Origin of the sequence: Pseudomonas protegens (assembly GCF_013407925.2) — a bacterium.
Classification (GTDB): Bacteria; Pseudomonadota; Gammaproteobacteria; order Pseudomonadales; family Pseudomonadaceae; genus Aquipseudomonas; species Aquipseudomonas fluorescens_AP.
The window spans coordinates 1,340,860-1,364,990 of the sequence record NZ_CP060201.1; the positions used below are offsets into that span (position 1 = coordinate 1,340,860).

The 24,131-nt window shown below is 65.1% G+C and carries 27 protein-coding genes; 10 read left to right on the forward strand and 17 right to left on the reverse strand.

The window, feature by feature from the left end; all coding sequences use genetic code 11:
* The first annotated feature begins 92 nt into the window (after positions 1–92).
* The 6 genes from GGI48_RS06270 (at position 93) to GGI48_RS06295 (ending at position 6,797) form a co-directional block, all read left to right on the forward strand.
* Complete coding sequence (locus tag GGI48_RS06270; protein WP_047302733.1) at positions 93–986, forward strand: 2-hydroxy-3-oxopropionate reductase; 894 nt, start codon at positions 93–95, stop codon at positions 984–986.
* Positions 987–1,141: 155 nt separating this feature from the next.
* A complete protein-coding gene (locus GGI48_RS06275; protein ID WP_047302731.1) occupies positions 1,142–2,422 on the forward strand; it encodes a glycerate kinase in 1,281 nt (426 codons plus the stop codon).
* Entirely contained in the window at positions 2,412–3,827 is a 1,416-nt protein-coding gene (pyk, locus tag GGI48_RS06280) for a pyruvate kinase (RefSeq protein WP_016965182.1), read from the forward strand. Before GGI48_RS06275 ends, pyk begins: the two co-directional genes overlap by 11 nt.
* A gap of 111 nt (positions 3,828–3,938) precedes the next feature.
* The gene (locus GGI48_RS06285) at positions 3,939–4,859 is read left to right on the forward strand and encodes an urea transporter (protein ID WP_179597504.1); all 921 of its coding nucleotides are present in this window, start codon (positions 3,939–3,941) and stop codon (positions 4,857–4,859) included.
* 21 nt (positions 4,860–4,880) lie between these two features.
* On the forward strand, positions 4,881–5,705 hold the full coding sequence (locus GGI48_RS06290; protein WP_016965169.1) for an ion transporter: 825 nt from the start codon (positions 4,881–4,883) through the stop codon (positions 5,703–5,705).
* Positions 5,706–5,795: 90 nt separating this feature from the next.
* On the forward strand, positions 5,796–6,797 hold the full coding sequence (locus GGI48_RS06295) for a sulfate ABC transporter substrate-binding protein (RefSeq protein ID WP_011060028.1): 1,002 nt from the start codon (positions 5,796–5,798) through the stop codon (positions 6,795–6,797).
* A gap of 65 nt (positions 6,798–6,862) precedes the next feature.
* Here GGI48_RS06295 and GGI48_RS06300 read toward each other — a convergent pair whose 3' ends face one another.
* A complete protein-coding gene (locus tag GGI48_RS06300; RefSeq protein WP_179597506.1) occupies positions 6,863–7,312 on the reverse strand; it encodes a RidA family protein in 450 nt (149 codons plus the stop codon).
* Between the two features lie 150 nt (positions 7,313–7,462).
* On the reverse strand, positions 7,463–8,092 hold the full coding sequence (locus GGI48_RS06305; protein WP_179597508.1) for a hypothetical protein: 630 nt from the start codon (positions 8,090–8,092) through the stop codon (positions 7,463–7,465).
* 258 nt (positions 8,093–8,350) lie between these two features.
* Between GGI48_RS06305 and GGI48_RS06310 the strand changes: the two genes are divergently transcribed.
* On the forward strand, positions 8,351–9,559 hold the full coding sequence (locus GGI48_RS06310; protein ID WP_016965173.1) for an MFS transporter: 1,209 nt from the start codon (positions 8,351–8,353) through the stop codon (positions 9,557–9,559).
* A gap of 78 nt (positions 9,560–9,637) precedes the next feature.
* Positions 9,638–10,522 (forward strand): LysR family transcriptional regulator, encoded by an 885-nt coding sequence (locus GGI48_RS06315; protein WP_179597510.1) that lies wholly within the window; start codon positions 9,638–9,640, stop codon positions 10,520–10,522.
* Positions 10,523–10,530: 8 nt separating this feature from the next.
* Here GGI48_RS06315 and GGI48_RS06320 read toward each other — a convergent pair whose 3' ends face one another.
* From GGI48_RS06320 to ccmA, 11 genes are all read right to left on the reverse strand, one after another.
* Positions 10,531–11,673: a hypothetical protein gene (locus tag GGI48_RS06320; RefSeq protein ID WP_179597512.1), complete on the reverse strand. Its 1,143-nt coding sequence runs from the start codon at positions 11,671–11,673 to the stop codon at positions 10,531–10,533.
* 142 nt (positions 11,674–11,815) lie between these two features.
* The gene (locus GGI48_RS06325; RefSeq protein ID WP_016965176.1) at positions 11,816–12,217 is read right to left on the reverse strand and encodes a hypothetical protein; all 402 of its coding nucleotides are present in this window, start codon (positions 12,215–12,217) and stop codon (positions 11,816–11,818) included.
* Between the two features lie 14 nt (positions 12,218–12,231).
* Positions 12,232–13,443 (reverse strand): c-type cytochrome biogenesis protein CcmI, encoded by a 1,212-nt coding sequence (gene ccmI / locus GGI48_RS06330; protein WP_179597514.1) that lies wholly within the window; start codon positions 13,441–13,443, stop codon positions 12,232–12,234.
* Positions 13,440–13,910: a cytochrome c-type biogenesis protein CcmH gene (locus GGI48_RS06335; RefSeq protein WP_016965414.1), complete on the reverse strand. Its 471-nt coding sequence runs from the start codon at positions 13,908–13,910 to the stop codon at positions 13,440–13,442. The genes ccmI and GGI48_RS06335 overlap by 4 nt, the downstream gene beginning before the upstream one ends.
* Positions 13,907–14,443 (reverse strand): DsbE family thiol:disulfide interchange protein, encoded by a 537-nt coding sequence (locus tag GGI48_RS06340; RefSeq protein WP_016965415.1) that lies wholly within the window; start codon positions 14,441–14,443, stop codon positions 13,907–13,909. The genes GGI48_RS06335 and GGI48_RS06340 overlap by 4 nt, the downstream gene beginning before the upstream one ends.
* A complete protein-coding gene (locus GGI48_RS06345; RefSeq protein WP_179597515.1) occupies positions 14,440–16,428 on the reverse strand; it encodes a heme lyase CcmF/NrfE family subunit in 1,989 nt (662 codons plus the stop codon). The genes GGI48_RS06340 and GGI48_RS06345 overlap by 4 nt, the downstream gene beginning before the upstream one ends.
* 3 nt (positions 16,429–16,431) lie before the next feature.
* Positions 16,432–16,887 (reverse strand): cytochrome c maturation protein CcmE, encoded by a 456-nt coding sequence (gene ccmE, locus GGI48_RS06350; protein ID WP_016965417.1) that lies wholly within the window; start codon positions 16,885–16,887, stop codon positions 16,432–16,434.
* A complete protein-coding gene (ccmD, locus tag GGI48_RS06355) occupies positions 16,884–17,060 on the reverse strand; it encodes a heme exporter protein CcmD (RefSeq protein ID WP_016965418.1) in 177 nt (58 codons plus the stop codon). Before ccmD ends, ccmE begins: the two co-directional genes overlap by 4 nt.
* Positions 17,057–17,812, reverse strand: a complete 756-nt coding sequence (locus GGI48_RS06360; protein ID WP_016965419.1) for a heme ABC transporter permease — start codon at positions 17,810–17,812, stop codon at positions 17,057–17,059. The genes ccmD and GGI48_RS06360 overlap by 4 nt, the downstream gene beginning before the upstream one ends.
* A 78-nt stretch (positions 17,813–17,890) precedes the next feature.
* The gene (gene ccmB / locus GGI48_RS06365) at positions 17,891–18,559 is read right to left on the reverse strand and encodes a heme exporter protein CcmB (RefSeq protein ID WP_042941197.1); all 669 of its coding nucleotides are present in this window, start codon (positions 18,557–18,559) and stop codon (positions 17,891–17,893) included.
* Positions 18,556–19,191, reverse strand: coding sequence for a cytochrome c biogenesis heme-transporting ATPase CcmA (ccmA, locus tag GGI48_RS06370; protein WP_016965421.1), 636 nt, complete (start codon positions 19,189–19,191; stop codon positions 18,556–18,558). Before ccmA ends, ccmB begins: the two co-directional genes overlap by 4 nt.
* Positions 19,192–19,387: 196 nt before the next feature.
* On the opposite strand from ccmA, the gene GGI48_RS06375 reads away from it, so the two are divergent.
* A complete protein-coding gene (locus GGI48_RS06375) occupies positions 19,388–20,977 on the forward strand; it encodes a flagellar hook-length control protein FliK (protein ID WP_179597517.1) in 1,590 nt (529 codons plus the stop codon).
* Entirely contained in the window at positions 20,974–21,303 is a 330-nt protein-coding gene (locus GGI48_RS06380) for an EscU/YscU/HrcU family type III secretion system export apparatus switch protein (protein WP_016965423.1), read from the forward strand. Before GGI48_RS06375 ends, GGI48_RS06380 begins: the two co-directional genes overlap by 4 nt.
* An 87-nt stretch (positions 21,304–21,390) precedes the next feature.
* Here GGI48_RS06380 and GGI48_RS06385 read toward each other — a convergent pair whose 3' ends face one another.
* From GGI48_RS06385 to GGI48_RS06400, 4 genes are all read right to left on the reverse strand, one after another.
* Positions 21,391–21,783: a DUF2802 domain-containing protein gene (locus GGI48_RS06385; protein ID WP_016965424.1), complete on the reverse strand. Its 393-nt coding sequence runs from the start codon at positions 21,781–21,783 to the stop codon at positions 21,391–21,393.
* Positions 21,784–22,266, reverse strand: a complete 483-nt coding sequence (locus GGI48_RS06390; protein WP_011060011.1) for a chemotaxis protein CheW — start codon at positions 22,264–22,266, stop codon at positions 21,784–21,786. It abuts the gene before it with no gap.
* A 79-nt stretch (positions 22,267–22,345) separates the two neighbouring features.
* The gene (locus GGI48_RS06395; RefSeq protein ID WP_179597519.1) at positions 22,346–23,242 is read right to left on the reverse strand and encodes a CheW domain-containing protein; all 897 of its coding nucleotides are present in this window, start codon (positions 23,240–23,242) and stop codon (positions 22,346–22,348) included.
* An 84-nt stretch (positions 23,243–23,326) separates the two neighbouring features.
* The gene (locus tag GGI48_RS06400) at positions 23,327–24,115 is read right to left on the reverse strand and encodes a ParA family protein (protein WP_047302706.1); all 789 of its coding nucleotides are present in this window, start codon (positions 24,113–24,115) and stop codon (positions 23,327–23,329) included.
* Between the last annotated feature and the right edge of the window lie 16 nt (positions 24,116–24,131).

Consider the following 24,131-nt stretch of genomic DNA (forward strand, 5'->3'; position numbering starts at 1 on the left):
CCGGCTCGCCGGCGAACAGGCCCGCAAGCAGTGCTGCGCCTTCGCTGGCCAGCCAGCGCCTACAGGGTCCCGTTGAATAGAGGATTTTTATCATGGCTAAAATCGGATTTATCGGCACCGGCATCATGGGCCACCCCATGGCCGCCAACCTGCAGAAAGCCGGTCACTCGCTGCTGCTCTCGGAACACCACGGCAAGGCCCCGGCCGATCTGATCGCCGCTGGCGCGGTGGCCCTGGCCTCGCCCAAGGAAGTGGCCCAGGAAGCCGAATTCGTCATCATCATGGTGCCCGATACCCCTCAGGTCGAAGACGTACTGCTGCGTGCCGACGGCGTTGCCGCCGGGATCGGCAAGGGCAAGATCGTCATCGACATGAGCTCCATCTCCCCCACCGCGACCAAGGCCTTCGCCGCCAAGATCAACGAGAAAGGCGCGCAGTACCTGGACGCCCCGGTATCCGGCGGCGAAGTCGGGGCCAAGGCCGCGACCCTGAGCATCATGGTCGGCGGCGACAGCCAGGCTTTCGAACGCGCCCTGCCGCTGTTCCAGAGCATGGGCAAGAACATCACCCTGGTCGGCGGCAACGGTGACGGCCAGACCGCCAAGGTGGCCAACCAGATCATCGTCGCCCTGAATATCCAGGCCGTGGCCGAAGCCCTGCTGTTCGCCGCGAAGAACGGCGCCGACCCGGCCAAGGTGCGCGAAGCACTGATGGGCGGCTTCGCCTCCTCGAAGATCCTCGAAGTGCACGGCGAGCGGATGATCAAGGGCACCTTCGATCCGGGCTTCCGCATCAACCTGCACCAGAAGGACCTGAACCTGGCCCTCAGCGGCGCCCGCGAGCTGGGCATCAACCTGCCCAACACCGCCGGCACCCAGCAAGTGTTCAGCACCTGCAGCGCCATCGGTGGCGCCAACTGGGACCACTCGGCGCTGATCAAGGGCCTGGAACACATGGCCAACTTCTCGATCCGCGAGAAAAAATAACCACCCTATGTAGCCGCTGCCTCAGGCTGTACCAAGGTTCGCAGGAAACGCCTCACGGCGGGCCAGGGACAGGCCCTGCCAACCTTGTCGCCGCCTGAGGTGGCGGCTACTCCCGCTTCAAGCCCCCCCCATAACAAGAAATCCGGGAGCCCGCCATGTCGGTCGATCCGCAACAATTCCTCCGTGAGCTGTTCGCCACAGCCATCGACGCCGCCCATCCACAACAGGTTCTGCAAGCCCATCTCCCCAGCGACCGCAGCGGTCGAGTGATCGTCATCGGTGCCGGCAAGGCCGCGGCGGCCATGGCCCAGGTGGTGGAGCACAGCTGGCAGGGCGAGGTCAGCGGACTGGTGGTCACGCGCTACGGTCACGGCGCCCCCTGCAGCAAGATCGAAGTGGTCGAAGCCGCCCACCCGGTGCCCGACGCCGCCGGCCTGGCCGTGGCCAAGCGCGTGCTGGAACTGGTCAGCAACCTGTCGGAACAGGACCGGGTGATTTTCCTGCTGTCCGGCGGCGGCTCGGCCTTGCTGGCCCTGCCCGCCGCCGGCATCACCCTGGCCGACAAGCAGGCCATCAACAAGGCCCTGCTCAAATCCGGCGCCACCATCGGCGAGATGAACTGCGTGCGCAAGCACCTCTCGGCGATCAAGGGCGGCCGCCTGGCCAAGGCCTGCTGGCCGGCCACGGTCTACACCTACGCGATATCCGATGTCCCCGGCGATCTGGCGACAGTCATCGCCTCCGGCCCCACCGTGGCCGACCCGAGCACCTCGGCTGAAGCCCTGGCGATTCTCAAGCGCTACGAGATTCAGGTTCCGGCCGCTGTGCGCAGCTGGTTGCACAGCCCCGAGTCGGAAACCATCAAGCCCGGCGACCCGTGCCTGGAGCGCAGCCATTTCCAGTTGATCGCCCGGCCCCAGCAATCCCTGGAAGCCGCCGCGGTGAAAGCCCGCCAGGCCGGCTACAGCCCACTGATCCTCGGCGACCTGGAAGGCGAATCCCGCGAGGTGGCCAAGGTTCACGCCGGCATCGCCCGTCAGGTGGCCTTGCACGGCCAACCCCTGGCGGCGCCCTGCGTGATCCTCTCCGGCGGTGAAACCACGGTCACCGTGCGCGGCAATGGCCGTGGCGGACGCAATGCCGAGTTCCTCCTGAGCCTCACCGACAGCCTCAAGGGCCACCCGGGCATCTACGCCCTGGCTGGCGATACCGACGGCATCGACGGTTCCGAAGACAACGCCGGGGCCATCATGACCCCGGACAGCTACGCCCGCGCCGCGGCCCTGGGCCTGAGCGCCAGCGACGAGCTGGACAACAACAACGGCTACGGCTACTTCGCGGCGCTGGGCGACCTGATCGTCACCGAGCCGACCCGCACCAACGTCAACGACTTCCGCGCCATCCTGATTCTTGAGACCCCCAAACATGACGCCTGACAAGAAGGTCAAAATCCTCGCCACCCTGGGCCCGGCCATCGATGGCATCGAGGACATCCGCGAGCTGGTACAAGCCGGGGTGAATATCTTCCGGCTCAACTTCAGCCACGGCGCCCATGCCGACCATGCCCAACGCTTTGAGTGGATCCGCCAGGTCGAGCGTGAACTGAACTACCCCCTGGGCATCCTCATGGACCTGCAGGGGCCGAAACTGCGGGTCGGCACTTTCGCCGAAGGCAAGGTGCAACTGGTGCGCGGGCAAGCCCTGCGCCTGGACCTCGACCCGACCCCTGGCAACGCCCAGCGGGTCAGCCTGCCGCACCCGGAAATCATCGCCGCCCTGGAGCCGGGCATGGACCTGCTGCTGGACGACGGCAAGCTGCGCCTGCGGGTCATCGCCAAGCACGCCGACGCCATCGAGACCACCGTGCTCAATGGCGGCGAACTGTCGGACCGCAAGGGAGTCAACGTGCCCCAGGCCGTGCTAGACCTCAGCCCGCTGACCGCCAAGGACCGCTGCGACCTGAGCTTCGGCCTGGAACTGGGGGTAGACTGGGTGGCGTTGTCCTTCGTGCAGCGCCCGGAAGACATCCGTGAAGCCCGCACGCTGATCGGCGACAAGGCCTACCTGATGGCCAAGATCGAGAAGCCTTCAGCGGTGACCCAGCTACGGGAAATCGCCGAACTGAGCGACGCGATCATGGTGGCCAGGGGCGACCTGGGGGTCGAGGTGCCGGCGGAAAGCGTGCCGCAGATCCAGAAAACCATCATCAGCACCTGCCGCCAGTTGGGTAAACCGGTGGTGGTGGCCACCCAGATGCTCGAATCCATGCGCTTTTCCCCCGCCCCGACCCGGGCCGAGGTCACCGACGTGGCCAACGCCGTGGCCGAAGGCGCCGATGCGGTGATGCTGTCGGCGGAAACCGCCTCTGGCGAGTACCCGCTGGAAGCGGTGCAGATGATGAGCAAGATCATCCGCCAGGTAGAGAGCGGTCCCGATTACCAGACCCAACTGGATGTCAGCCGGCCCCAGGCCGAGGCGACGGTGTCCGACGCCATCAGCTGCGCGATCCGCCGGGTGTGCAGCATCCTGCCGGTGGCGGTACTGGTGAACTACAGCGAATCGGGCAGCTCGACCCTGCGTGCCGCCCGGGAACGGCCATCGGTGCCCATCCTCAACCTGACGCCGAACCTGGCCACCGCGCGCCGCCTGACCCTGACCTGGGGCGTGCACTCGGTGGTCAATGACCGCCTGCGCCAGGTGGACGAGGTGTGCGCCACGGCGCTGGAGATCGCCCAGGCCCAGGGCCTGGCCAAGCGCGGCGATACCGTGGTGATCACCACCGGCGTGCCGTTCGGCCAGCCGGGGACCACCAACTCCCTGCGTGTCGAAACCCTTCTCTGACCCGTAGCCACTGCCGCCGCAGCGCACTCGACCTGCCGGAAGCCGCCCGAAGAGGCGGCCACCGGCAGCGAACGCTGCACGCGGTAGGTGCCGCATCCATCGACTTCCACCATGCCTGCACAGTCTTTCAATGCCTTCTGCCCCGACTGGGCCACTGCCTTGCTCAACGGTTTCAGTCAGATTTTCCTCCAGCGCCATCCGCTGTGCGGCCTGTTGTGCCTGCTGGCGATCCTGGTCGGCGCCCCGGCCCAACTCGGCGGAGCCCTGCTCGGCGCCCTGGCCGGCCTGCTCACGGCACAACGCCGGGGCTACGCCAAGGCCGACCGGCAAGCCGGGCTCTTCAGCTACAACGGTGTGCTCCTGGGCCTGCTGCTGAGCCTGTACCTGCCCTGGTCGGTGCTGCTGCCGCCGCTGATCATCGCCGCCGCCGGCCTCAGCGCGATCCTCACCCAGCAGTGGCTCAAGCGCGCTCGCCAGCCGCAGAGCCTGCCGGCCTACACCGCGCCCTTCGTCGGCCTTGGCTGGCTGTTGCTGAGCCTGATGCCCCCCCAGGCAGCGCTGCCCCTGGCGACACCCGACCTGTCCCCGGGAAGCCTGCTGGGCGGCCTGCTCCAGGGCCTGGGCCAGATCATGTTCCTCGGCCAGCCGCTGGCCGGGTTGCTGATTCTCCTCGGCCTGCTGCTGGCCAACCGCCGGGCGGCGGCCTGGGCCCTGATCGGTTCGGCCTGCGGCCTGGCCCTGGCTCTGATGCAGCAGCAACAGGCTCAGGCCCTGTCGGGCCTGGGCGGCTACAACTGCGCGCTGGTGGCCCTGGCCCTGGGTCAGCAGGCCCGTGCTCCGTGGCGGCCCCTGGCGGGGATGATCCTGGCCCTGCTGATCACCCCCGGGATCGTCACCCTGGGTCTTGCGCCCCTCACCGCGCCCTTCGTCATCGCCTGCTGGCTGGTGCATGCCGCCGCCCGGGTTCTGGACCGCACGCCCCGGGACAACACACCTTGCGCTCCCCCATCCTCTCCCCCTAGGCTGCGCTGATCTTTGATTCAGGCGATTCCCATGGGTAACAGCGACAACTGGCGCCAGCGCCTCTACGTAATGATCTTCCAGACCGATACGGTGGCCGGAAGACGCTTCGACACTGCCTTGCTGCTGATCATCCTCGCCAGCCTGGTGATCGTGATTCTCGACAGCATCGACGAGGTGCACAGCAACTACGCCAACGTCCTGGCCTTCATCGAATGGGGCTTCACCCTGATCTTCGCCATCGAGTACGGGCTGCGCCTGTACTGCTCGCCCAAGCCGCTGCGCTACGCCTTCAGTTTCTATGGCCTGGTGGATCTGCTGGCGATCGTCCCCGGCATCCTTGCCCTGTACTACAGCGACGCCCAGTACCTGCTGATCATCCGTATCATCCGCATGCTGCGGATCTTCCGCGTGCTCAAGCTGGCGCCCTACCTGAAACAGGCCCATTACCTGCTGGACGCCTTGCGCGGCAGCAAGCAGAAGATCCTGGTGTTCCTGCTCAGCGTCTGCACCCTGGTCACGGTGTTCGGCACCCTGATGTACGTGGTCGAAGGCCCGGAGCATGGCTTCACCAGCATCCCCAAGGGCATCTACTGGGCCATCGTCACCCTGACCACCGTCGGTTATGGCGATATCGTGCCCAAGACCGTGATCGGCCAGATGATCTCGTCGATGGTGATGATCACCGGTTACTCGATCATCGCCGTGCCCACCGGGATCTTCACCGCAGAACTGGCCAGCGCCATGCGTGGCGAACAGCTCAAGCATGACTGCCCGGTGTGCCGCAAGAACAGCCACGAACCGTCCGCGGCCTTCTGCTCGCGCTGCGGCAATGCGCTGTTCAAGAAACTGGAATAAGCAAAGTTCTTTTTAATCTTTAAAGAGATATAGCGCCCCGGCTATAGTCGGCGGCAAATTGCCTTCACTCTCGAACAAAAGGAATGTGCAGTGAAAAAACTCTTCAGCGCTTCGCTTCTGGCGGCCGGCCTGGCCCTGGGCAGCGTCGCCCAGGCCGCCCCGACCCTGCTCAACGTGTCCTACGACGTGATGCGCGACTTCTACAAGGACTACAACGCCGCCTTCCAGAAACACTGGAAAGCCGAGCACAACGAGAACATCACCCTGCAGATGTCCTTCGGCGGCTCCAGCAAACAGGCACGCTCGGTGATCGACGGCCTGCCGGCGGATGTCATCACCATGAACATGGCCACCGACATCAACGCCCTGGCGGACAACGGCAAACTGGTGCCGGACAACTGGGTCACGCGCCTGCCGAACAACAGCGCGCCCTTCACCTCGGCCACCGTGTTCATCGTGCGCAAGGGCAACCCCAAGGCCCTGAAAGACTGGCCGGACCTGCTCAAGGATGGCGTGCAAGTGATTGTGCCCAACCCCAAGACTTCGGGTAACGGCCGCTACACCTACCTCTCGGCCTGGGGCTACGTGCTGAAGAACGGCGGCGACGAGAACAAGGCCAAGGACTTCGTCGGCAAGCTGTTCAAGCAGGCACCGGTGCTGGACACCGGTGGCCGCGCCGCCACCACCACCTTCATGACCAACCAGATCGGCGACGTGTTGGTGACCTTTGAGAACGAAGCGGAAATGATCGCCCGCGAATTCGGCCGCGATCAGTTCGAGGTGATCTACCCGAGCGTGTCCGCCGAAGCCGAGCCGCCGGTATCGGTGGTGGACAAGGTGGTGGAGAAGAAAGGCACCCGCGCCGCGGCCGAGGAATACCTGAAGTACCTGTGGTCGCCGGAAGGCCAGGAAATCGCCGCCAACAACTACCTGCGCCCACGGGACCCGAAGGTGCTTGCCAAGTACACCGACCGCTTCCCGAAAGTCGACTTCCTCTCGGTGGAGAAGACCTTCGGCGACTGGCGCAGCGTGCAGAAGACCCACTTCAACGACGGCGGGATCTTCGACCAGATCTACACCAACGCCAAATGAGCCCTCGCGGCTGAATGAAAAAAGCGACCCTGGCGGTCGCTTTTTTTAGGCCCTGATCGCCCAGTTCAAAGGGCTCGCGCCGGATTGAACAAAGCCGCCTCGGCCACCTGGTGGCGCTCCTCCAGCACCGCCTCGGCCTCGACCTCGATCAGCCACTCGGGCAGGGACAGGCCACTGACGATGATCCATGAGGACGCCGGTGGCTGGCTGGCAAAGCGCTCCAGCAGCACCGCACTGATGTGCTCCTGCTGATCCCGGGCCGCCTCGGCGATGTAGATGCGCAGCATCACCACATCCGCCATCTGGCCGCCTGCCGCGGCCAGGACCCTTTCGATGTTGTCGAAGGCCCGCTCGGTCTGCTCGCGCAGGCCGGGGCCGACCGTCCGCTCCTGTTCATCCACCCCCACCTGCCCGGACAGCAGCAGGCGCCGGCCGCCTCGCACTTCCACGGCCTGACTGAAACCGTATTGCAGGGAATTGAACACACTGGCTGGGTTAAACGTCGACTTTTCCATAAGAAGGCACTCCCGCCGCACTGAACGACCGCAAACCCTAAACCAAGGTTTCAGCGAGTGCCACCGCAACCGCGGCACGGCAACATTTGGCAATGCAAGCCTGGGCACGGCAGGGCCGGAACGGGCGATTGCACGCCGCCGACAACCGCCTTACATAGGCGGTGCCACCCCATCCTTGCCGGCGGAAATCGACTGGGCGATGAGTTTGCCGTCGGCGCTCTGGGTGACGAACATCACCACCTTGACCCCGGCCTTGAGCAGGCTGCGATCCCCGGGGGTGAGATTGACGATGGGAACGTCGTCCGGCACCAGGATCTTCTGCTGCCCGCCCTTGTAATTGACGGTCAGGGTGCGGCCATTACTGACCACCAGATCACCGACGCTGCCGTTGGTCATGCTGCTGCCCTTGGCCAGGTCGAAGGGCCGATGACCGTCCCCGGTGCCGGCCATCTGCGCGGGAAAGACATGCACTTCCAGGGCCTTGAGCGTGCCGTCGGCCATCGGCATTGCCGCCGAGCCGATGTAGCTGCCGGGCTTGATGTCCTCGATGTTGGCCAGGGTCACCCCGCGCACCTGGGTCTGTGGCGTCAGCTCGACGCTGACGTTTTCACCGCTGTTGACATGCACCCGCACCAAGTCGCCGCTGACCCCGGTGATCTCGCCGCGCACACCCATGCGCATGCCCGGAGCATCCTGGGCCCGGGCCGCGGCGCCCACCAGGGTGAGCGCCAGGACAACGCCCTGAGCGGCGCACAACAAACCACGCAAAGACCGATTCATGGGATGGATTTCCTCGATTGAAAAGGGGGCCCCAGGCCACTTCCGGGGCGGATGGCGAACATGAGCATGCTATCGAACAAGATGTAAGTAAATGTATCATCAGCCCTCGTCAGCGGCATCCGTCCCGGCCGGCAGCGCAACGCCTTGAATCGGTCATTTATTCCCCGCAGGAATAAATGCTATTGCCCGGCCCTCTCTACTGCGTTAGCGCGCCGCCTCTTAACCTTGCCCCCTCTTTTCGCCGCCAAGAGAATTCCGATGAGTTCAACGACCCAGGCGCTGCCCCTGCGCAGCGTGACAATGACCCGAGGCATGGTGCTGCTGTTCGCCTTCTGCTGCGGGGCCATCGTCGCCAACATCTACTACGCACAACCCATCATCGAGCTGATCGCCCCGGACCTCGGCCTGTCCAGCTCCCTGGCCAGCCTGATCGTGTCCCTGACCCAGATCGGCTACGCTCTGGGCCTGTTCTTCCTGGTGCCCCTGGGAGACTTGCTGGAAAACCGCCGGTTGATGGTGATCACCACCCTGGTGGCCATCGCCAGCCTGCTGGGAGCGGCCTGGACCCAGCAGCCCAACGTCTTTCTCCTGGTGTCGCTGCTGATCGGCTTCAGCTCGGTGTCGGTGCAGATCCTCATTCCCCTGGCCGCGCACCTGGCCCCGGAAGAGTCCCGCGGCCGTGTGGTGGGCGGGATCATGGGCGGCCTGCTGCTGGGGATTCTCCTGGCCCGTCCGGTGTCCAGCGTGGTGGCCGATCTGTTTGGCTGGCGCGCGATGTTCGTTGCGGCCGCCGTGCTGATGGCGGCCATCAGCCTGGTCCTGATGCTGACCATGCCCCAGCGCCAACCGGCCCATAGCGCCACTTACGGCCAACTGCTGCGCTCACTGGGAAGCCTGCTGCGCCGGCAACCGGTCTTGCGCCAGCGGGCCTTCTACCAGGGCTGCATGTTCGCCAGCTTCAGCCTGTTCTGGACCGCGGCGCCCCTGGAGCTGGCCCGGCATCACGGCCTGTCGCAAAGCCAGATCGCAATCTTCGCCCTGGTCGGCGCCATCGGTGCCGTCGCCGCCCCCATCAGCGGGCGCCTGGCGGATGCCGGCCACACCCGTATCGCCTCGCTGCTGGCCATGCTCCTGGCGGCCCTGAGCTTTGTCCCGACGCTGATCCATCCCGCCTACAGCGTGATTGGCCTGGCGGTGACCGGGGTGGTCCTGGACTTCTGCGTACAAATGAACATGGTGCTCGGGCAACGGGCGGTGTATGCCCTGGACGCCCACAGCCGCAGCCGCCTCAACGCGCTGTACATGACCAGCATCTTCATCGGTGGCGCCTTCGGCTCATCGATTGCCAGTGCGGTGTACGAACACAGCGGCTGGCTGGGCGTGGCGCTGGTGGGCAGCGCCTTCCCACTGCTGGCGCTGCTGCGTTTCCTGCTGGTGGCGGACAACCGCCGAGCAGCGCGTGCCTAGGCAACTCGGGCCGAACCCGGCGATAGTCTCGGCGCCCGCTCCCGGGCGCCCTCCTCCCCTCTCCTGCAAGGACAACCGATGGACCGCCTAGCCGCGATGGAGACCTTTGTGCATGTGGTGGAAAGCGGCTCCTTCTCCGCTGCCGCCCGACGCCTGAACCTGGGCCAGCCTGCCGTATCGAAAAGCATTGCCCAGTTGGAGGCGCACCTGCAGGTGCGGCTGTTGTTGCGTTCCACCCGTGGCTTGACCCCCACCGAGGCCGGCCTGGCCTATTTCGAACGGGCCCGGCGCACCCTGGAGGAGGCTTGCGAGGCGGAGAACGCCGCCCGCGGGTCGGCTGCGGCATTGCACGGCACCCTGCGCATCGGCGCCGCAGTGACCTTCGCTCGCATGCACATCGTGCCCCACCTGGGGGCCTTTCTTGATCGTCACCCCGGCCTGCAGGTCGACGTGGTGCTGGACGATCAGCACATCAATCTGGTGGAAGCCGGGGTGGATGTGGCGCTGCGCATGGGCAACCTGGCCGACTCGTCCCTCAACGCGCGCAAAATCGCCGAATGCCCCCGCCTGCTGCTGGCCACCCCGGCGTACCTGGCCACGCACGGCGAGCCCCGGCATCCGGCCGACCTGAGCCAACACCAGGCCCTGATCTACAACCGGGGGCCCGGCCATTTCTGGCACTTTTCCCAGGGCGACCAAGAACAGCAGGTGAGTGTCAGCGGCAGGATTCGGGTCAATGCCGCGGAAGGCTTGCGTGCGGCGGTCCTGGCCCATCAGGGCCTGGCGACCGCCTCGCAATGGATGTTCGCCCCGGAGTTGGCCAGCGGCGCGGTCAAGGCGCTGCTGACCGACTGGCAGCTGCCTCGGCAGCAACTGTGGGCGGTGTTTCCCGGAGGGCGCCTGGTGAGTGCCAAGGCCCGGGCCTTCGTCGAGTACGTGGAGCAGCTGCTGGAGCGCCTCTGAAACGGGCTTCAGATGCGCTCGCGGACCAGCACCTCGATGTTCAGCGCCTCGCCCCAGCGCCGCAGGCGCTCGATCAGGCCCTGATCGGTTTCGCCGACCAGGTACAGGATGTCGATGGTCTGGGTGGCGGCCCACTGCACGAACTCGCTGCCATCGAAAGCGGCCAGGGTCGCCAGGCGGAATTCGTTTTCATAGAACCCCGGGACCACCGCCACCGGTGTGTCCTGGGGACTGGCCGCAGTGATGAAGTCACAGGACAGGTGCACCACGCCCCAACGAGCCACGCGCCAGTTCCTCAGGGCTTCGTCCAGTCGCGCCCGGGCGCCGCGGACAAAGCCCAGGCCATCGAGCACCACGCGCCGGTTGACGATCAGCCACAGCCGGCGCCGCTGGGGCGCCTTGAGCAGCACCTCGCCCGTGACCTTGGCGGCGCGCAAGGCCAGGGCAATCACCAGCAACAAGGGCGCGCAGTAGCCGTAAAGCCGTTCGGCCTGGCTGACCTGGGTCAGCCCATGCAGGCGGTGGACCTCGGCGCGCTGGCGCTCCAATTCGCCGAATGTCTGTCCCAGGCGCTGCAACCATTGCTGCACCAGGGGTGCTGAATACTCACCGCGCAGGTCATCCAGAGCCTGCTGCAGCTTGCTCACCGCCAGGGTCGACGGACGCCCATCGGCGCTGCGCTCCAGCGCGCCAAAACGCTCGCACAGGCTGCTGACCTGGGCCGCGTCCTGGGGCTCGTGCAGTTCAAGCGCGGCCTGACAGTGCGCGCTGCCGAGCATGTCGTCGATCTCGGCCAGCACCCGGCGCTGCAAGCCGGCCTGCTCGCTTTGCGCCCACTGATAGTCGCTCTGGAACCAGTCCACCCGAACCGCCTGGGTGGCGCTGATCAACGCCAGGGAAGCCAGCAGCAGCCAGCCGTAGTCGACCTTCTTCCAGCCGATCTCACCCAGGCGCAACACCGAGATCAGGCTCCAGCAGAAGAAGTAATACATGAAGGCGAAGGCCACCAGCAGGTACAGCGGTGCCAGGGACAGGTAGATCAGTTCCGGCACCTCTGCCGGTCCCAGGCCATACAGCAACAGCAGGACAACGACCACGGCCAGCCAAAACACCATCGGCGCGACATAGGGTTTGTTCAGGTCTTTCTTCATCGGGCGCTCAACGGCAGATACTCAGGAACACCCCGCTGTATCGGCCAGCCGACCCGGGGCTTAAATCATCCGCTGGTCGCGGCAAGGCGCACGCCGCCGTGCAGCGCCGCCGGTGCAATCAATCAGGCCAGGGGCCCGGCAGCTACTGGAACTGACGCCCCAGCCCTGCGGGCACCCCATGAACATCGGTGTCTTCCCAAGGTCCGTCGGGGCTGATGGAGCGGCTCCAACCGTTGTTCCAGCGGTAATAGGTGCGCTGGCGGTAGAAGGTGTTGCTCTGGTCGTCCAGCACGTAGACCCCGAGCCGGGCGTCCCAGTGGCTGTGCCCACCCGGCGGCGGAGCAAAACTGGCGGAGGTGCGAGGCAGGGGCTTGGCCGCCGGGATCGGCGCACTGGGCTTGCCCGGGGCCGTGGACGGCGCCGGGCGTGTGCTCGGCCCCGCGGGCGGAATGGGTTCAGAGGAGGTTGGCGCCGGCCGCTGGACCGTACAAGCGCTCAACCCCAGAACCAGTGACAAAAGGGTGATACGAGCGATGGCGGTCATGGCGGCTTCTCTGGTTATTGATCCGGACTGTCGATGGTCAGCTGTTGCGCGGCGGTGGTGCTGCTGGGCAATGGCTGGCTACGCCCCACCCACTCGCCGGCGGTGGGTTTGCCAGCGCGGGAAATGCGCGCCACCAGTTGGACTTCAGGGAAGTTCGACAGTTTCAATTGCGGCATCATCGCGTCGCTATCGCCCAGCTCGACCGTGGCCGGCAGATCGGCCACCGTCAGGCGCTTGGCCGCCAGCGGCGCAGGCGGACCCTGGGTGGCACGGGCAAAGATGAACACGCTGTCGCCCGGCTGGACCTTGGCCTTGAGCTGCGCCGCCAAATCGACCCGGACCTTGAGCAAGGCGCCCTTGGCCTGGGCCTTGGCCACAGGTTCACTGGCAACCTTGCCGCCACCGGCCACCAGCTTCTCGCTGGCGCGGTCGATCCCGCCCTGCAGCGCGGCGCGGGAATTGTCGTCCGGCGGCAATTGCGCCTGCAGCCGTTTCCAGTAATCGATGGCGTCCTGGTAGCGCTCGCCTTCGAAGGCGGCGATCCCTAGCAACCCGAGGCTGGTGACTTCATTGGGATCGGCTTTCAGCGCTTCGTCGGTCAGGCCCTGGACCTTGTCCGACCATTGCTTGTTGTCGGCGAAGTACTGGGCCTGGGCCCATTGCCCCAACAGTTCAGGCTGACGACCGGCCACGGCCACGGTGCGTTCGAAGATCTTCGCCGCGTCCGCCGGGCGATCCTGGGCCATGTAGGTGCGCCCGAGGAAATACAGGCCTTCGGCAGAATCCGGCTGGGCCGCCACCGCGCGCTCCAGGCGCAGGGTCATTTCCTCCATGGACTGCGGCGCCTGGGCAAACTCCCGGGTCAGCTCGACCTTGTCGCTGGCGCCAAAGTGCAGGTAGAGGCCCAGCCCCAGCACCGGCACCAGCAGCGCCGCCAGCAACGGCAGCGGCTTGCCCAGGCGCGAGGTGCGCTGCGGACCGCTGCCTTCGGTGTCGGCCAGCAGCTCGCGGGCCGCTTCGGCGCGCCCGGCGTCCATCTGTTCGGCACTGAGCACGCCTTCGGCTTGCTGACTGTTGAGCTCGGCCACTCGTTCTTCATAAAGCGCCACGTTCAGCGCGGTACGATCCTCTTCACGCTGGGCACGACGCTCGCGCAATACCGGGATCAACAGGAAACTCAGGGCGATCAGGAGCAGCAGGCCTGCTGCAAGCCAGAAATCAATCATGGGTGGTTTTTATCCAGCAGTTGGTCGAGGCGCTGACGCTCTTCGACGGAAAGCGTGTGCGGGCTGTCGCGCAGTTCGAGGCGACGACGCCGGACAATCACGGCAATGATCACCAGACCGCCGAGCAGCAGCCCGGCGGGACCGAACCAGAGCAGCGCGGTCTTGCCGGTCAGGGCCGGCCGGTAGCGCACGAAGTCGCCGTAGCGGTCGACCATGAAATCGATGATCTGCTGATTGTCCTTGCCCTCGCCGAGCATGCGGAAAATCTCTTTGCGCAAGTCGGCGGCAATCGGCGCGTTGGAGTCGGCGATGTCCTGGTTCTGGCACTTGGGGCAGCGCAGTTCCTTGGTCAGTTGGTGAAACCTTTCGCGGTCGGCGTCGCTGGCGAACTGATAGGTATCGATAGCCGCGTGGGCCACGCCGGCGATGCTCAGGCCCAGGAGGGCGGCGGCTAACCAGCGCTTCATGGCTTGGCCTCATCGACCAGTGCCTGGTACTTGGCAGCCAGTTGTTCACGCCACACCACTTCGTCGATCACCCCGACGAACTTGTCGCGGATGATGCCCTTGGCATCGATGAAGAAGGTTTCCGGGGCGCCGTAGACGCCGAGGTTGAGCCCCAGGGAGCCCTCCTCGTCGCGCACGTCCAGCTGGTAGGGGTTGTGGAATTCGGCCAGCCACTTCAGGGCGTCGGCGTTGACGTCCTTGTAGTTGATGCCGTAGATCACCACGCCCTTCTCGGCCAGCTTGTTCAGCACCGGGTGCTCGACCCGGCAGGAAATGCACCAGGTGCCCCAGACGTTGACCAGCGCCGGCTTGCCCAGCAGGTCGGCGCGGGTCAGGGTCTTGTCGCCCTGCACCGACGGCAGGGAGAACTCGGGGAACGGCTTGCCGATCATTGCCGATGGCAGCTCGGCCGGGTCCAGGTACAACCCGCGATAGAGAAACACCGCCACCACCAGGAACACCGCCAGGGGCAACATCATCATCCAGCGTCTCATGCGGTGGCTCCTGTCATGCCCAGCGCTTCGCGCACGCGGCTTTTAACCTTGACCCGATAACGCCGGTCCATGGCCGCCAGCAAGCCACCGAAGCCGGTGAGCAGGCCGCCGAACCAGATCCAGCGCACGAACGGCTTGACGTGCACCCGCACCGCCCAGGCGCCTTCACCCAGGGGTTCGCCCAGGGCGACATACAGGTCACGGGTAAAACCGGCATCGATCCCGGCCTCGGTCATCATCGAGCTCTGCACGGTGTACAGGCGTTTTTCCGGATGCAGCACCGCCACTTCCTTGCCATTGCGCACCACGCGCACGGCGCCCTTGTCGGAGGTGAAGTTCGGCCCTTCGAAGTGCTTGGCGCCTTCGAAGATGAAGTGATAACCGGCCAGTTCCATGGACTCACCCGGTTCCAGGCGCAGGTCGCGCTCGGCGCTGTTCTGGCTCGACAGCACCACCCCCAGGGCGCAGACCGCGATGCCCAGGTGCGCCAGCTGCATGCCCCAGTAACTGCGGGTCAGGCCGGGCAGGCCCTTGATCAGGCCCTTGTGCCGGGTCTTGTCGAAGATGTCGCGCACCCCGGCCAGCAGCACCCAGGCCGCCAGCAGGAAGGTTGCCAGCACCGCCCAGTTGAAATCGCCGTAGGCAATGCCCGCCACCACGGCCAGGGCCACGCTGCCCAGCAATACCGGACCGAGCATGCCCATCAGCCATTTCACCGGGGTGTCTTTCCAGCGCACCAGCACGCCCACCGCCATCACCACCATCAGCAAGGCCATCAGCGGAATGAACAGGGCATTGAAGTACGGCGGGCCGACCGACAGCTTGGCACCGGTCAGGGCGTCCAGCACCAGTGGATACAGAGTGCCCAGCAGGATCATCGAGGCCGCCACCACCAGCACCAGGTTGTTGCCCAGCAGCAGGGTTTCCCGGGACCACAGATTGAAGCCCACATGACTCTTGACCACCGGCGCGCGCAGGGCGAACAGGGTCAGCGAGCCGCCTACCACGAACAGCAGGAAGATCAGGATGAACACGCCACGCTCGGGATCCGCGGCGAAGGCGTGCACCGAGGTCAGGACCCCGGAACGCACCAGGAAGGTTCCCAGCAGGCTCAGGGAGAAGGCGGCAATCGCCAGCAAGACGGTCCAGCTCTTGAATACGCCGCGCTTTTCCGTGACCGCCAGGGAGTGGATCAGCGCCGTGCCCACCAGCCAGGGCATGAACGAGGCGTTTTCCACCGGGTCCCAGAACCACCAGCCGCCCCAGCCGAGTTCGTAGTAGGCCCACCACGAGCCCAGGGTGATACCGATGCCGAGGAAGGCCCAGGCAACGATGGTCCAGGGCCGCGACCAGCGGGCCCAGGCAGCGTCCAGGCGACCGCCGAGCAAGGCCGCGATGGCGAAGGCGAAGGCCACCGAGAAACCGACGTAGCCCATGTAGAGCATGGGCGGGTGCACGATCAGGCCGATATCCTGCAGCAACGGATTGAGGTCACGCCCATCGGCCGGCACTTGCGGCAGGATCCGCGCGAACGGGTTGGAGGTGACGATCAGGAACGACAGGAAGCCGGTGCTGATCAGGCCCATCACCGCCAGTACCCGGGCCAGCATGACCTGGGGCAACTGGCGCGAGAACACCGACACGGCGAAGGTCCAGCCACCGAGAATCAGCGCCCAGAGCAGCAGTGATCCTTCGTGGGCGCCCCAGACCGCGCTGAACTTGTAGTACCAGGGCAAGGCGCTGTTGGAGTTGTGGGCCACATAGGCCACCGAGAAGTCGTCGGTCATGAAGGCATGGGTCAGGCAGCCGAAGGCGAACACCAGGAAGGCGAACTGCCCCCAGGCCGCCGGCTGGGCCAGGCTCATCCACAGCCGATCGCCACGCCAGGCGCCCAGCAGCGGCAGCACGGCCTGGACCAGGGCAAAGCACAGGGCGAGGATCATCGCCAGTTGGCCGAGTTCAGGAATGAACAGTGCGGAACTCATGGCTTAACCCTCTTTCGCTGGTGTCGGCGCCGACTGGCCGCTGTCTTTCAGGGCCTTGGTGACTTCCGGCGGCATGTACTTCTCGTCGTGCTTGGCCAGCACTTCATCGGCCACCACCACGCCGTCGGCGTTGAGCTTGCCCAGGGCAACGATGCCCTGCCCTTCGCGGAACAGGTCCGGGAGGATGCCGCGGTACGTGATGGTCACCGACTTGTTGAAGTCGGTGACCACGAACTTGACGTCCAGGGAATCGGCGGAGCGCTCCAGGGAGCCGGCCTGGACCATGCCTCCGGCGCGAATCCGCGTGTCCAGCGGCGCTTCGCCGTTGGCAATCTGGGTCGGGGTGTAGAACAGGTTGATGTTTTCCTTCAGCGCGCTGAGGGCCAGGCCCACGGCAATGCCGACGCCCACCAGGATCGCCAGGATGATCAAAAGACGCTTTTTACGCAGCGGATTCACTTACCGTTCTCCCGGCGCAGACGACGCGCCTCTTGTTGCAGATAGCGCTTGCGGGCCAGGATCGGCTCCGCCACGTTGATGGCCAGGACTGCCAGGCAGATGCCATAAGCCGACCAGACATAGAGGCCGTGATGGCCCATGGCAAGAAAGTCGCTGAAGGATGCAAAACTCATCGAACGGTCTCCAGGCAACCTTGTACTTCGGCCTTGACCCAACTGGCCCGGGCTTCGCGCTTGAGCACTTCGAGGCGCATGCGCAGCAACAGCACGGCGCCGAAGAAGCAGTAGAAACCAAGGGCCGTGAGCAGCAGCGGCAACCACATTTCCACTGGCATCGCCGGCTTTTCCGTAAGGGTGAAGGTCGCGCCCTGGTGCAGGGTGTTCCACCACTCCACCGAGTACTTGATGATCGGGATGTTCACCACGCCGACAATGGCCAGTACCGCGCAGGCCTTGGCGGCGCTGTCACGATTGCTGATGGCGTTGCCCAGGGCAATCAGACCGAAGTACAGAAACAGAAGAATGAGCATCGACGTAAGTCGTGCATCCCAGACCCACCATGAACCCCAGGTCGGCTTGCCCCAGATGGCACCGGTCACCAGGGCCACGGCGGTCATCCAGGCACCGATTGGCGCCGCGCATTGCAGCGCCACGTCCGCCAGCTTCATCTTCCACACCAGCCCAACCACGCCGCAGACCGCCAGCATCACGTAGCAGGACTGCGCCAGCATGGCCGCCGGGACATGAATATAGATGATGCGGAAGCTGTTGCCCTGCTGGTAGTCCGGTGGCGCGAAGGCCAGGCCCCAGGCCACGCCGACAGCAATCAGCAAGAACGCCGCGACGCTGAGCCAGGGCAGCATTTTTCCGCTGATGCCATAGAACCATTTAGGCGAGCCGAGCTTGTGAAACCAGGTCCAGTTCATTCGTTGTTTCCATCACGGTTGCTCTTCGCGTTCACGAACAGCCAGGGTCCTTACTGGTCAAAAAACAACCAGACCTCATTATTCGCCGACGCTGATCTTCAGGCCAGCAGCTATTGCAAAGGGTGTAAGGGTCACTGCCAGGGCGGTCAGGCTCCCAAGCCACAGCAGATAACCGGTCGCCGGCATGCCCTGCAACGCGGCCTGCAAGGCGCCGCTGCCGAGAATCAGTACCGGGATGTACAAAGGCAGGATCAGCAACGCCAGCAGCAAGCCGCCACGCTTCAAACCCACCGTCAATGCCGCGCCCACTGCGCCCAGCAGGCTCAGCACCGGAGTGCCCAGCAGCAATGACAGCAACAACACCGGCAGGCAGGCGGTAGGCAAGCCGAGCATCAAGGCCAGCAAGGGGGCAAGCAATACCAGTGCCAGGCCGGAAAAGGCCCAGTGTGCCAGTACCTTGGCCAAAACCAGAAGAGCCAGGGGGTGCGACGAAAGGACCCACTGCTCCAGGGATCCGTCCTCGAAATCACTGCGAAAAAGCCCGTCCAGCGAGAGCAGGACGGACAATAAGGCCGCTACCCAGACCAGCCCCGGAGACAAGGTTTGCAACAGATTTGTCTCAGGTCCCACGGCCAAAGGGAACAGTGCGACGACGATCGCGAAGAACACCAGGGGGTTGGCCAACTCCGCCGGGCGTCGGAACAGCAAGCGCGCTTCACGGGCCAGCAATTGGGCAAAGACGCTCATGCTGCCCACCGCCCCAGGTCCAGATCGCGGTAGCCCGAGGGCATGCGGGTCAGCGTGTGGTGAGTGGTCAGGACCACCATGCCGCCACGTTCGCAATGATTGGCCAGGTGTTCCTCGAGCTGGGCCACCCCCTGTTTGTCCAGGGCGGTGAAGGGTTCGTCGAGGATCCACAGCGGCGGGCCATTCAGATACAGCCGGGCCAGGGCCACGCGACGCTGCTGGCCGGCGGACAGGGTGTGACAGGCGACGTCCTCGAAACCGCGCAGGCCGACGGCCGCCAGGGCCTGCCAGATGGCATCGCGCGTGGCCGGCTGGTGCAGGGCACAGAGCCAGTTGAGGTTTTCCTCGGGGGTCAGGACATCCTTGATGCCGGCGGCGTGGCCAATCCACAACAGGTTGCGCGCCAGTTCGGCGCGCTGGGCGCGCAGGGGCTGGCCATTGAGCAGGACCTGGCCGCTGGTGGGTTGCATCAGGCCGGCGAGCAAACGCAGCAGGCTGGTCTTGCCACTGCCGTTGGGACCGCTGATCTGCACCATGTCTCCGCCAGTCAGACGCAACTCCAGGTGTTCAAACAGCATCCGCCAGTCACGCTCACAGGCGAGTGCTACGGCTTCGAGAAGGGGGCTGGTCAAGGGATGGCGGGCCTTTACGGGTTCAAGTCGGCGGTGGAGCGGCCGTTAAAGGGATGCAGGATAAATGCATTGGCGGCCTGTTCTAGAGAGCTGCGTCAAACATTTGCAATGTTTTCCCCACTCCCCCAAAGACGGGCGGCATTATACATGCGAAGCCCTACTCTCAAGAGGGCTAATTTCCACAGGTTGTGTCCGAATGACTGGCGAAATAAACATCCTGCCACTGCCCCAGGCGCCCGCTCCCGGCGCCTCGCGCCCTCAGCCGATCAGCGGCGAATTGCTCAAGCTGGTGCCGCCCCTGGAAGGCTTGATAGCCGCCGGTCAGAGCGCCAAGGCCGAAGTGCTGTCGCTCAAGCAGACCGACCAGAGCTTCCAGCTGCTGCTCAAGGTGACCCTGGACAACGGCCGGCAAACCACCGTGCAGGCCACCAGCAGCCAGCCCTTGCCCCAGGGCACCAGCCTGGCGGTGATCCAGCCTTCGGCGGGCAACCTGGCGATCACCGTGCAGCAGGCCATTGCCTCCAGCGTCGCCGCCCTGACCCGCCTGGACACCAGCCAACTGCCAGCGGGCACCCTGCTCCAGGGCAAGGTCCTGACGACCCAGCTCCTGCCCCAGGGCGCCAACCAGCCGGCGATCTACCGCTCACTGGTCAGCCTGCTCAATACCGCTCAAAGCGGCGCCACCCTGAGCATCGACAGCCCGCAGCCGCTGCGTATCGGCAGCCTGCTCAGCGCCCTGGTCTCGGATGCACAGACCCTCAACTTCGTCCCCCTGGGCAACCGCCAGGAACAGCTGGCCATCGCCGCCCAACTGGCCAGCCAGCAAAGCCGCCAGGGTTCCCTGAACGGACTGCTCAACCTCCTGCAGAACCTGCCCGCCGACAGCGAACTGTCCACTGCATCGGCCGACCTGCGGGCCGCCGTGGAGCGCTTGCTGGCCGGCCTGCCGGACCTGCAGCAGTTGAGCACCGCGCGAGGAGTGGCCCAGGCCCTGCTGGGCAGCGGCCTGTTTCTGGAAGCCAAGCTGCTGGCCGCAAGCAATCCCGGCCAGACGCCAGACCTGAAGGGCGACCTGCTGCGCCTGATCGCCCAGCTGACCCCGGGGCTGCCCTCCTCCAGCAGCTTCAATGCAATCATCGCCGCCAACACCCTGGCGCAATCGCTGCCCAGCTTCGTGCGCAGCGCTCTGGGCACCCTGGGTCAAGTCAGCGCCAAGACACCGCCCGGCGGCTTCCCACTGCCGGAGCGACTGCTGCAAAGCCTGGAAGGCGAAGGCGATCTGCAACATCTGCTGCGCCTGGCCGCTGCGGCGGTATCACGCCTGCAAAGCCACCAGCTGGCGAGCCTGGAACAGAGCGGCCTGACCGACGATGGTCGGCCACTGACCATCTGGCAGTTGGAAATCCCCATGCGCAACCTGCAGGACATCGTGCCCTTGCAGGTCAAGCTGCAACGGGAAGAGACAGCGGATCCAGAACCCGAATCCTCGCACAAGCGCGAAGAGCGTCCGTCCAAGCAGGCGCTGTGGCGGGTCGACCTGGCATTCGACCTCGACCCCCTGGGCCCGCTGCAGGTCCAGGCGCAACTGATTCAAGGGCGCCTGTCCAGCCAGCTGTGGGCCGAGCGTCCCTACACGGCAAGCCTGATCGAGAGCCACCTGGGCCACCTGCGCGAACGCCTGCTGGCCTCGGGACTGGATGTCGGCGATCTGGACTGCCACCTGGGCATCCCGCCCCGGGGCCCGCAAACCCGATTGGAACAACGCTGGGTCGACGAAACCGCATGAAACACACACCCGCACCACGCCAGGCCATTGCCCTCAAGTACGACGGCCAGCAAGCCCCGACCCTCACCGCCAAGGGCGACGATGAACTGGCCGAAGCCATCCTGAAGATCGCCCGGGACTATGAAGTGCCGATCTATGAGAACGCCGAACTGGTGAAGCTGCTGGCACGCCTGGAGCTGGGCGAGAGCATTCCGCCGGAGCTGTACCGGACCATCGCCGAAATCATCGCCTTCGCCTGGAACCTCAAGGGCAAGTTCCCAGCCGGACAGGATCCGCAACAGGTCGAACAGGAGAAAGACATCACCGCGCGCGGCGACGATTACTGAAGGGAAACAGCTACAAGTTGCGAGCCGCAAGCTTCAAGCTGGCGAGCTGCAATTTGCAGCTCGCGTCTTGGAGCTTGCAGCTGCTAGTCAACCTTTGTGCAGCTTGCTGACCAGTTCCGCTTCGGCCTGGGTCAGGCCACAGGACTGGGTCAGTTCGTCGACGCTGGCGCCCATGCCCACCAGGCGCGCGGCCTGGGCAAAGGACAGGCTGGAGGGGTCACGCTGCTCCAGCTGGGCCAGTTTGTCCGGCAACGGCGCCACCACCGCCCGCAGTTCGTGCAGATCCTCGCCCATGCGTACCGTACCGTTCTGGTAATGGTCGACGCGCTTGGCCAGCTCCTTGATCCGCTGATCGCGCACGGCATCGCCTTCGGCCTGCTGGGCGGCGATCTGCCGCTGATTGCGGGTGTACGACAGGAATAGCGCCACAGTGGCGACCCAGAGGATCGCCAGGACAATCACCGCTACCTCGAGGATCAATCAGATACTCTCCAGTTCCGACCATTCCTCTTCGCTCATCATCTTGTCCAGCTCCACCAGAATCAGCAGTTCGCCGTTCTTGTTGCAGACGCCTTGAATGAACTTGGCCGACTCTTCGTTACCGACATTGGGTGCGGTTTCGACTTCCGACTGACGCAGGTAAACCACTTCCGCCACGCTGTCGACCATGATCCCGACCACTTGCTTGTCGGCTTCGATGATGACGATCCGGGTGTTGTCGTTGACTTCGGTAGGCACCAGGCCGAAACGCTGGCGGGTGTCGATCACGGTGACCACATTGCCCCGCAGGTTGATGATCCCCAGCACGTAGCTCGGCGCACCCGGCACCGGAGCGATCTCGGTGTAGCGCAGCACTTCCTGGACGCGCATCACGTTGATGCCGTAGGACTCGTTATCCAGCTTGAAGGTGACCCATTGCAGGATCGGATCTTCGGAACCCTGTGCAGACGACGACTTATTCATACCCTGACCCCTCAAAAAACCGTTGAAAACGGCGTGTGTTCTGTGTGGCTGCGTCCAACGGACGCCGCCTGTGTTTGCTTCACTTCGGCTTGTGGGCCGCTTGACTGATCGCCAGCTGCTTGGCACCACCGATGACGATCAACTCCGCCAGTTCGGCCACGTCGAGCAAGGCGCACATGTGTTCGATCACGGTGCCGGCGAGCCACGGGCGTTGGCCACGATGACTGCGCCACTTGATTTCATTGGGGTCCAGGCGCAAGGAACGGCTGACCTGATGCACCGCCAACCCCCACTCGTAGCCCTGGACCGAGATCACGTACTGCAGGCCCTGGCGGAAATCATCGCGGTAACGATCCGGCATGACCCAACGGGCGGTATCCAGCACTTTCAGGTTACCGGCCTGGCTCGGCAGGATACCGAGGAACCACTCGGGCTGACCGAACAGCGGCGTCAGCTCTTGCCCTGCCAGAGAATAGATCGAACCCAGGCACACCAGCGGCACCGCCAGGGTCAGGCCGGCGACATCGAACAACAGGCATTCGAAAGGCTCCGCCGCCCAGCTGGGACGGTCGCTGCCGGTGACCGGAGGCGGTGGATTGCTCGGTGGCAGGTGCACTTCGACCACCGGCGGCACCAGCGCCTGGAGCATCGGCACCACGGGGGAGATCGAAGTCAGCACCGGCGGCGGTGCTTCCAGAACGGCTGGCGCCGGCATCGGGTCCGCCACCCGGGGGAGCGGAGCCGCCTGCCGCTGAATCAGTGCATCGCGCGCCTGCTCTTCCAGCACTGCCGCCTGGAACTCGTCCAGCACTGCGCTGCCGACCTCGGCCGTGGTCGGCGCAGCTGGCGGCGCGACTTCGACCGCAACCGCAGGTTCCGGGATCAATTCTTCTTCGGTGGCATCCTGCAGCAAAGCGTCCAGGTACGACTGCAGCGCCAGCTGGGGCCGGCTCTTGATATCCAGCGGACGGTTCATAAGGATACCCACGCGCAAACCTCGACACAGTGACCTGTGGAGGTTATCGGCCAGGCCGTCGGGCGACTTGAATAAGCCTTCACGTCAAGCCACCTGCGCCACGAGTTGCTGGGCCAGCAAGTGCTTGAGCAAGGCCTTGTAGGCCAATACGCCGCGACTCTTGCCATCGAACTGGGAAGGCGTGACGCCGGCCCGGCTGGCGTCCCGCAGGCGGGTATCCACCGGGATGTAGCCTTGCCAGATTTCGTCGGGAAACTTGTCCCGCAGGATCCGCAGCGTGCCCAGGGACGCCTGGGTCCGGCGATCGAACAGGGTCGGCACGATGGTGAACGGCAGTGGTTGCTTGCGCGAGCGGTTGACCATGGCCAGGGTGTTGACCATGCGCTCCAGGCCCTTGACCGCCAGGTGTTCGGTCTGCACCGGGATCACCAGCTGCTGGCTGGCCGCCAGGGCGTTGACCATCAACACGCCGAGCAACGGCGGACTGTCGATCACTGCATAGTCGAAATCCTGCCACAGCTGCGCCAGGCTCTTGGCGATCACCAGGCCCAGGCCGCTCTGCCCCGGCGACTGGCGCTCGAGGGTGGCCAGGGCGGTGCTCGACGGCAACAGGGAAATGTGTTCGTGGCTGGTGCCCAGCAGCAATTGGCCCGGCAGGTCCTGGGGCACGTTGCCCTTGTGCAGGAACAAGTCGTAGCTGCTGTGCTCCAGGCTGTCCGGGTCATAGCCGAAGTAGCTGGTCATGGAACCGTGGGGGTCGAGATCGACCACGACCACGCGCTTGCCCGCCTCGGCCAGCAAGCCGGCTAAAGCGATGGAACTGGTGGTTTTACCAACACCACCCTTTTGATTGGCGACTGCCCAGACTCTCATTCGGTTGGTTCCTCCC

Bases quoted from the DNA above. Each gene is read 5' to 3' on its own strand.
- GGI48_RS06270 (WP_047302733.1), top strand. From the start codon at position 93: ATGGCTAAAATCGGATTTATCGGCACCGGCATCATGGGCCACCCCATG.
- GGI48_RS06375 (WP_179597517.1), top strand. From the start codon at position 19,388: ATGACTGGCGAAATAAACATCCTGCCACTGCCCCAGGCGCCCGCTCCC.
- GGI48_RS06390 (WP_011060011.1), bottom strand. From the start codon at position 22,266: ATGAATAAGTCGTCGTCTGCACAGGGTTCCGAAGATCCGATCCTGCAA.
- GGI48_RS06310 (WP_016965173.1), top strand. From the start codon at position 8,351: ATGAGTTCAACGACCCAGGCGCTGCCCCTGCGCAGCGTGACAATGACC.
- GGI48_RS06275 (WP_047302731.1), top strand. From the start codon at position 1,142: ATGTCGGTCGATCCGCAACAATTCCTCCGTGAGCTGTTCGCCACAGCC.
- GGI48_RS06335 (WP_016965414.1), bottom strand. From the start codon at position 13,910: ATGAAGCGCTGGTTAGCCGCCGCCCTCCTGGGCCTGAGCATCGCCGGC.
- ccmB (WP_042941197.1), bottom strand. From the start codon at position 18,559: ATGAGCGTCTTTGCCCAATTGCTGGCCCGTGAAGCGCGCTTGCTGTTC.
- GGI48_RS06400 (WP_047302706.1), bottom strand. From the start codon at position 24,115: ATGAGAGTCTGGGCAGTCGCCAATCAAAAGGGTGGTGTTGGTAAAACC.
- ccmD (WP_016965418.1), bottom strand. From the start codon at position 17,060: ATGAGTTTTGCATCCTTCAGCGACTTTCTTGCCATGGGCCATCACGGC.
- GGI48_RS06345 (WP_179597515.1), bottom strand. From the start codon at position 16,428: ATGAGTTCCGCACTGTTCATTCCTGAACTCGGCCAACTGGCGATGATC.
- GGI48_RS06360 (WP_016965419.1), bottom strand. From the start codon at position 17,812: ATGAACTGGACCTGGTTTCACAAGCTCGGCTCGCCTAAATGGTTCTAT.
- GGI48_RS06315 (WP_179597510.1), top strand. From the start codon at position 9,638: ATGGACCGCCTAGCCGCGATGGAGACCTTTGTGCATGTGGTGGAAAGC.
- GGI48_RS06290 (WP_016965169.1), top strand. From the start codon at position 4,881: ATGGGTAACAGCGACAACTGGCGCCAGCGCCTCTACGTAATGATCTTC.
- GGI48_RS06340 (WP_016965415.1), bottom strand. From the start codon at position 14,443: ATGAGACGCTGGATGATGATGTTGCCCCTGGCGGTGTTCCTGGTGGTG.
- GGI48_RS06395 (WP_179597519.1), bottom strand. From the start codon at position 23,242: ATGAACCGTCCGCTGGATATCAAGAGCCGGCCCCAGCTGGCGCTGCAG.
- pyk (WP_016965182.1), top strand. From the start codon at position 2,412: ATGACGCCTGACAAGAAGGTCAAAATCCTCGCCACCCTGGGCCCGGCC.
- ccmI (WP_179597514.1), bottom strand. From the start codon at position 13,443: ATGATTGATTTCTGGCTTGCAGCAGGCCTGCTGCTCCTGATCGCCCTG.
- GGI48_RS06325 (WP_016965176.1), bottom strand. From the start codon at position 12,217: ATGACCGCCATCGCTCGTATCACCCTTTTGTCACTGGTTCTGGGGTTG.
- GGI48_RS06300 (WP_179597506.1), bottom strand. From the start codon at position 7,312: ATGGAAAAGTCGACGTTTAACCCAGCCAGTGTGTTCAATTCCCTGCAA.
- GGI48_RS06305 (WP_179597508.1), bottom strand. From the start codon at position 8,092: ATGAATCGGTCTTTGCGTGGTTTGTTGTGCGCCGCTCAGGGCGTTGTC.
- GGI48_RS06320 (WP_179597512.1), bottom strand. From the start codon at position 11,673: ATGAAGAAAGACCTGAACAAACCCTATGTCGCGCCGATGGTGTTTTGG.
- GGI48_RS06380 (WP_016965423.1), top strand. From the start codon at position 20,974: ATGAAACACACACCCGCACCACGCCAGGCCATTGCCCTCAAGTACGAC.
- GGI48_RS06285 (WP_179597504.1), top strand. From the start codon at position 3,939: ATGCCTGCACAGTCTTTCAATGCCTTCTGCCCCGACTGGGCCACTGCC.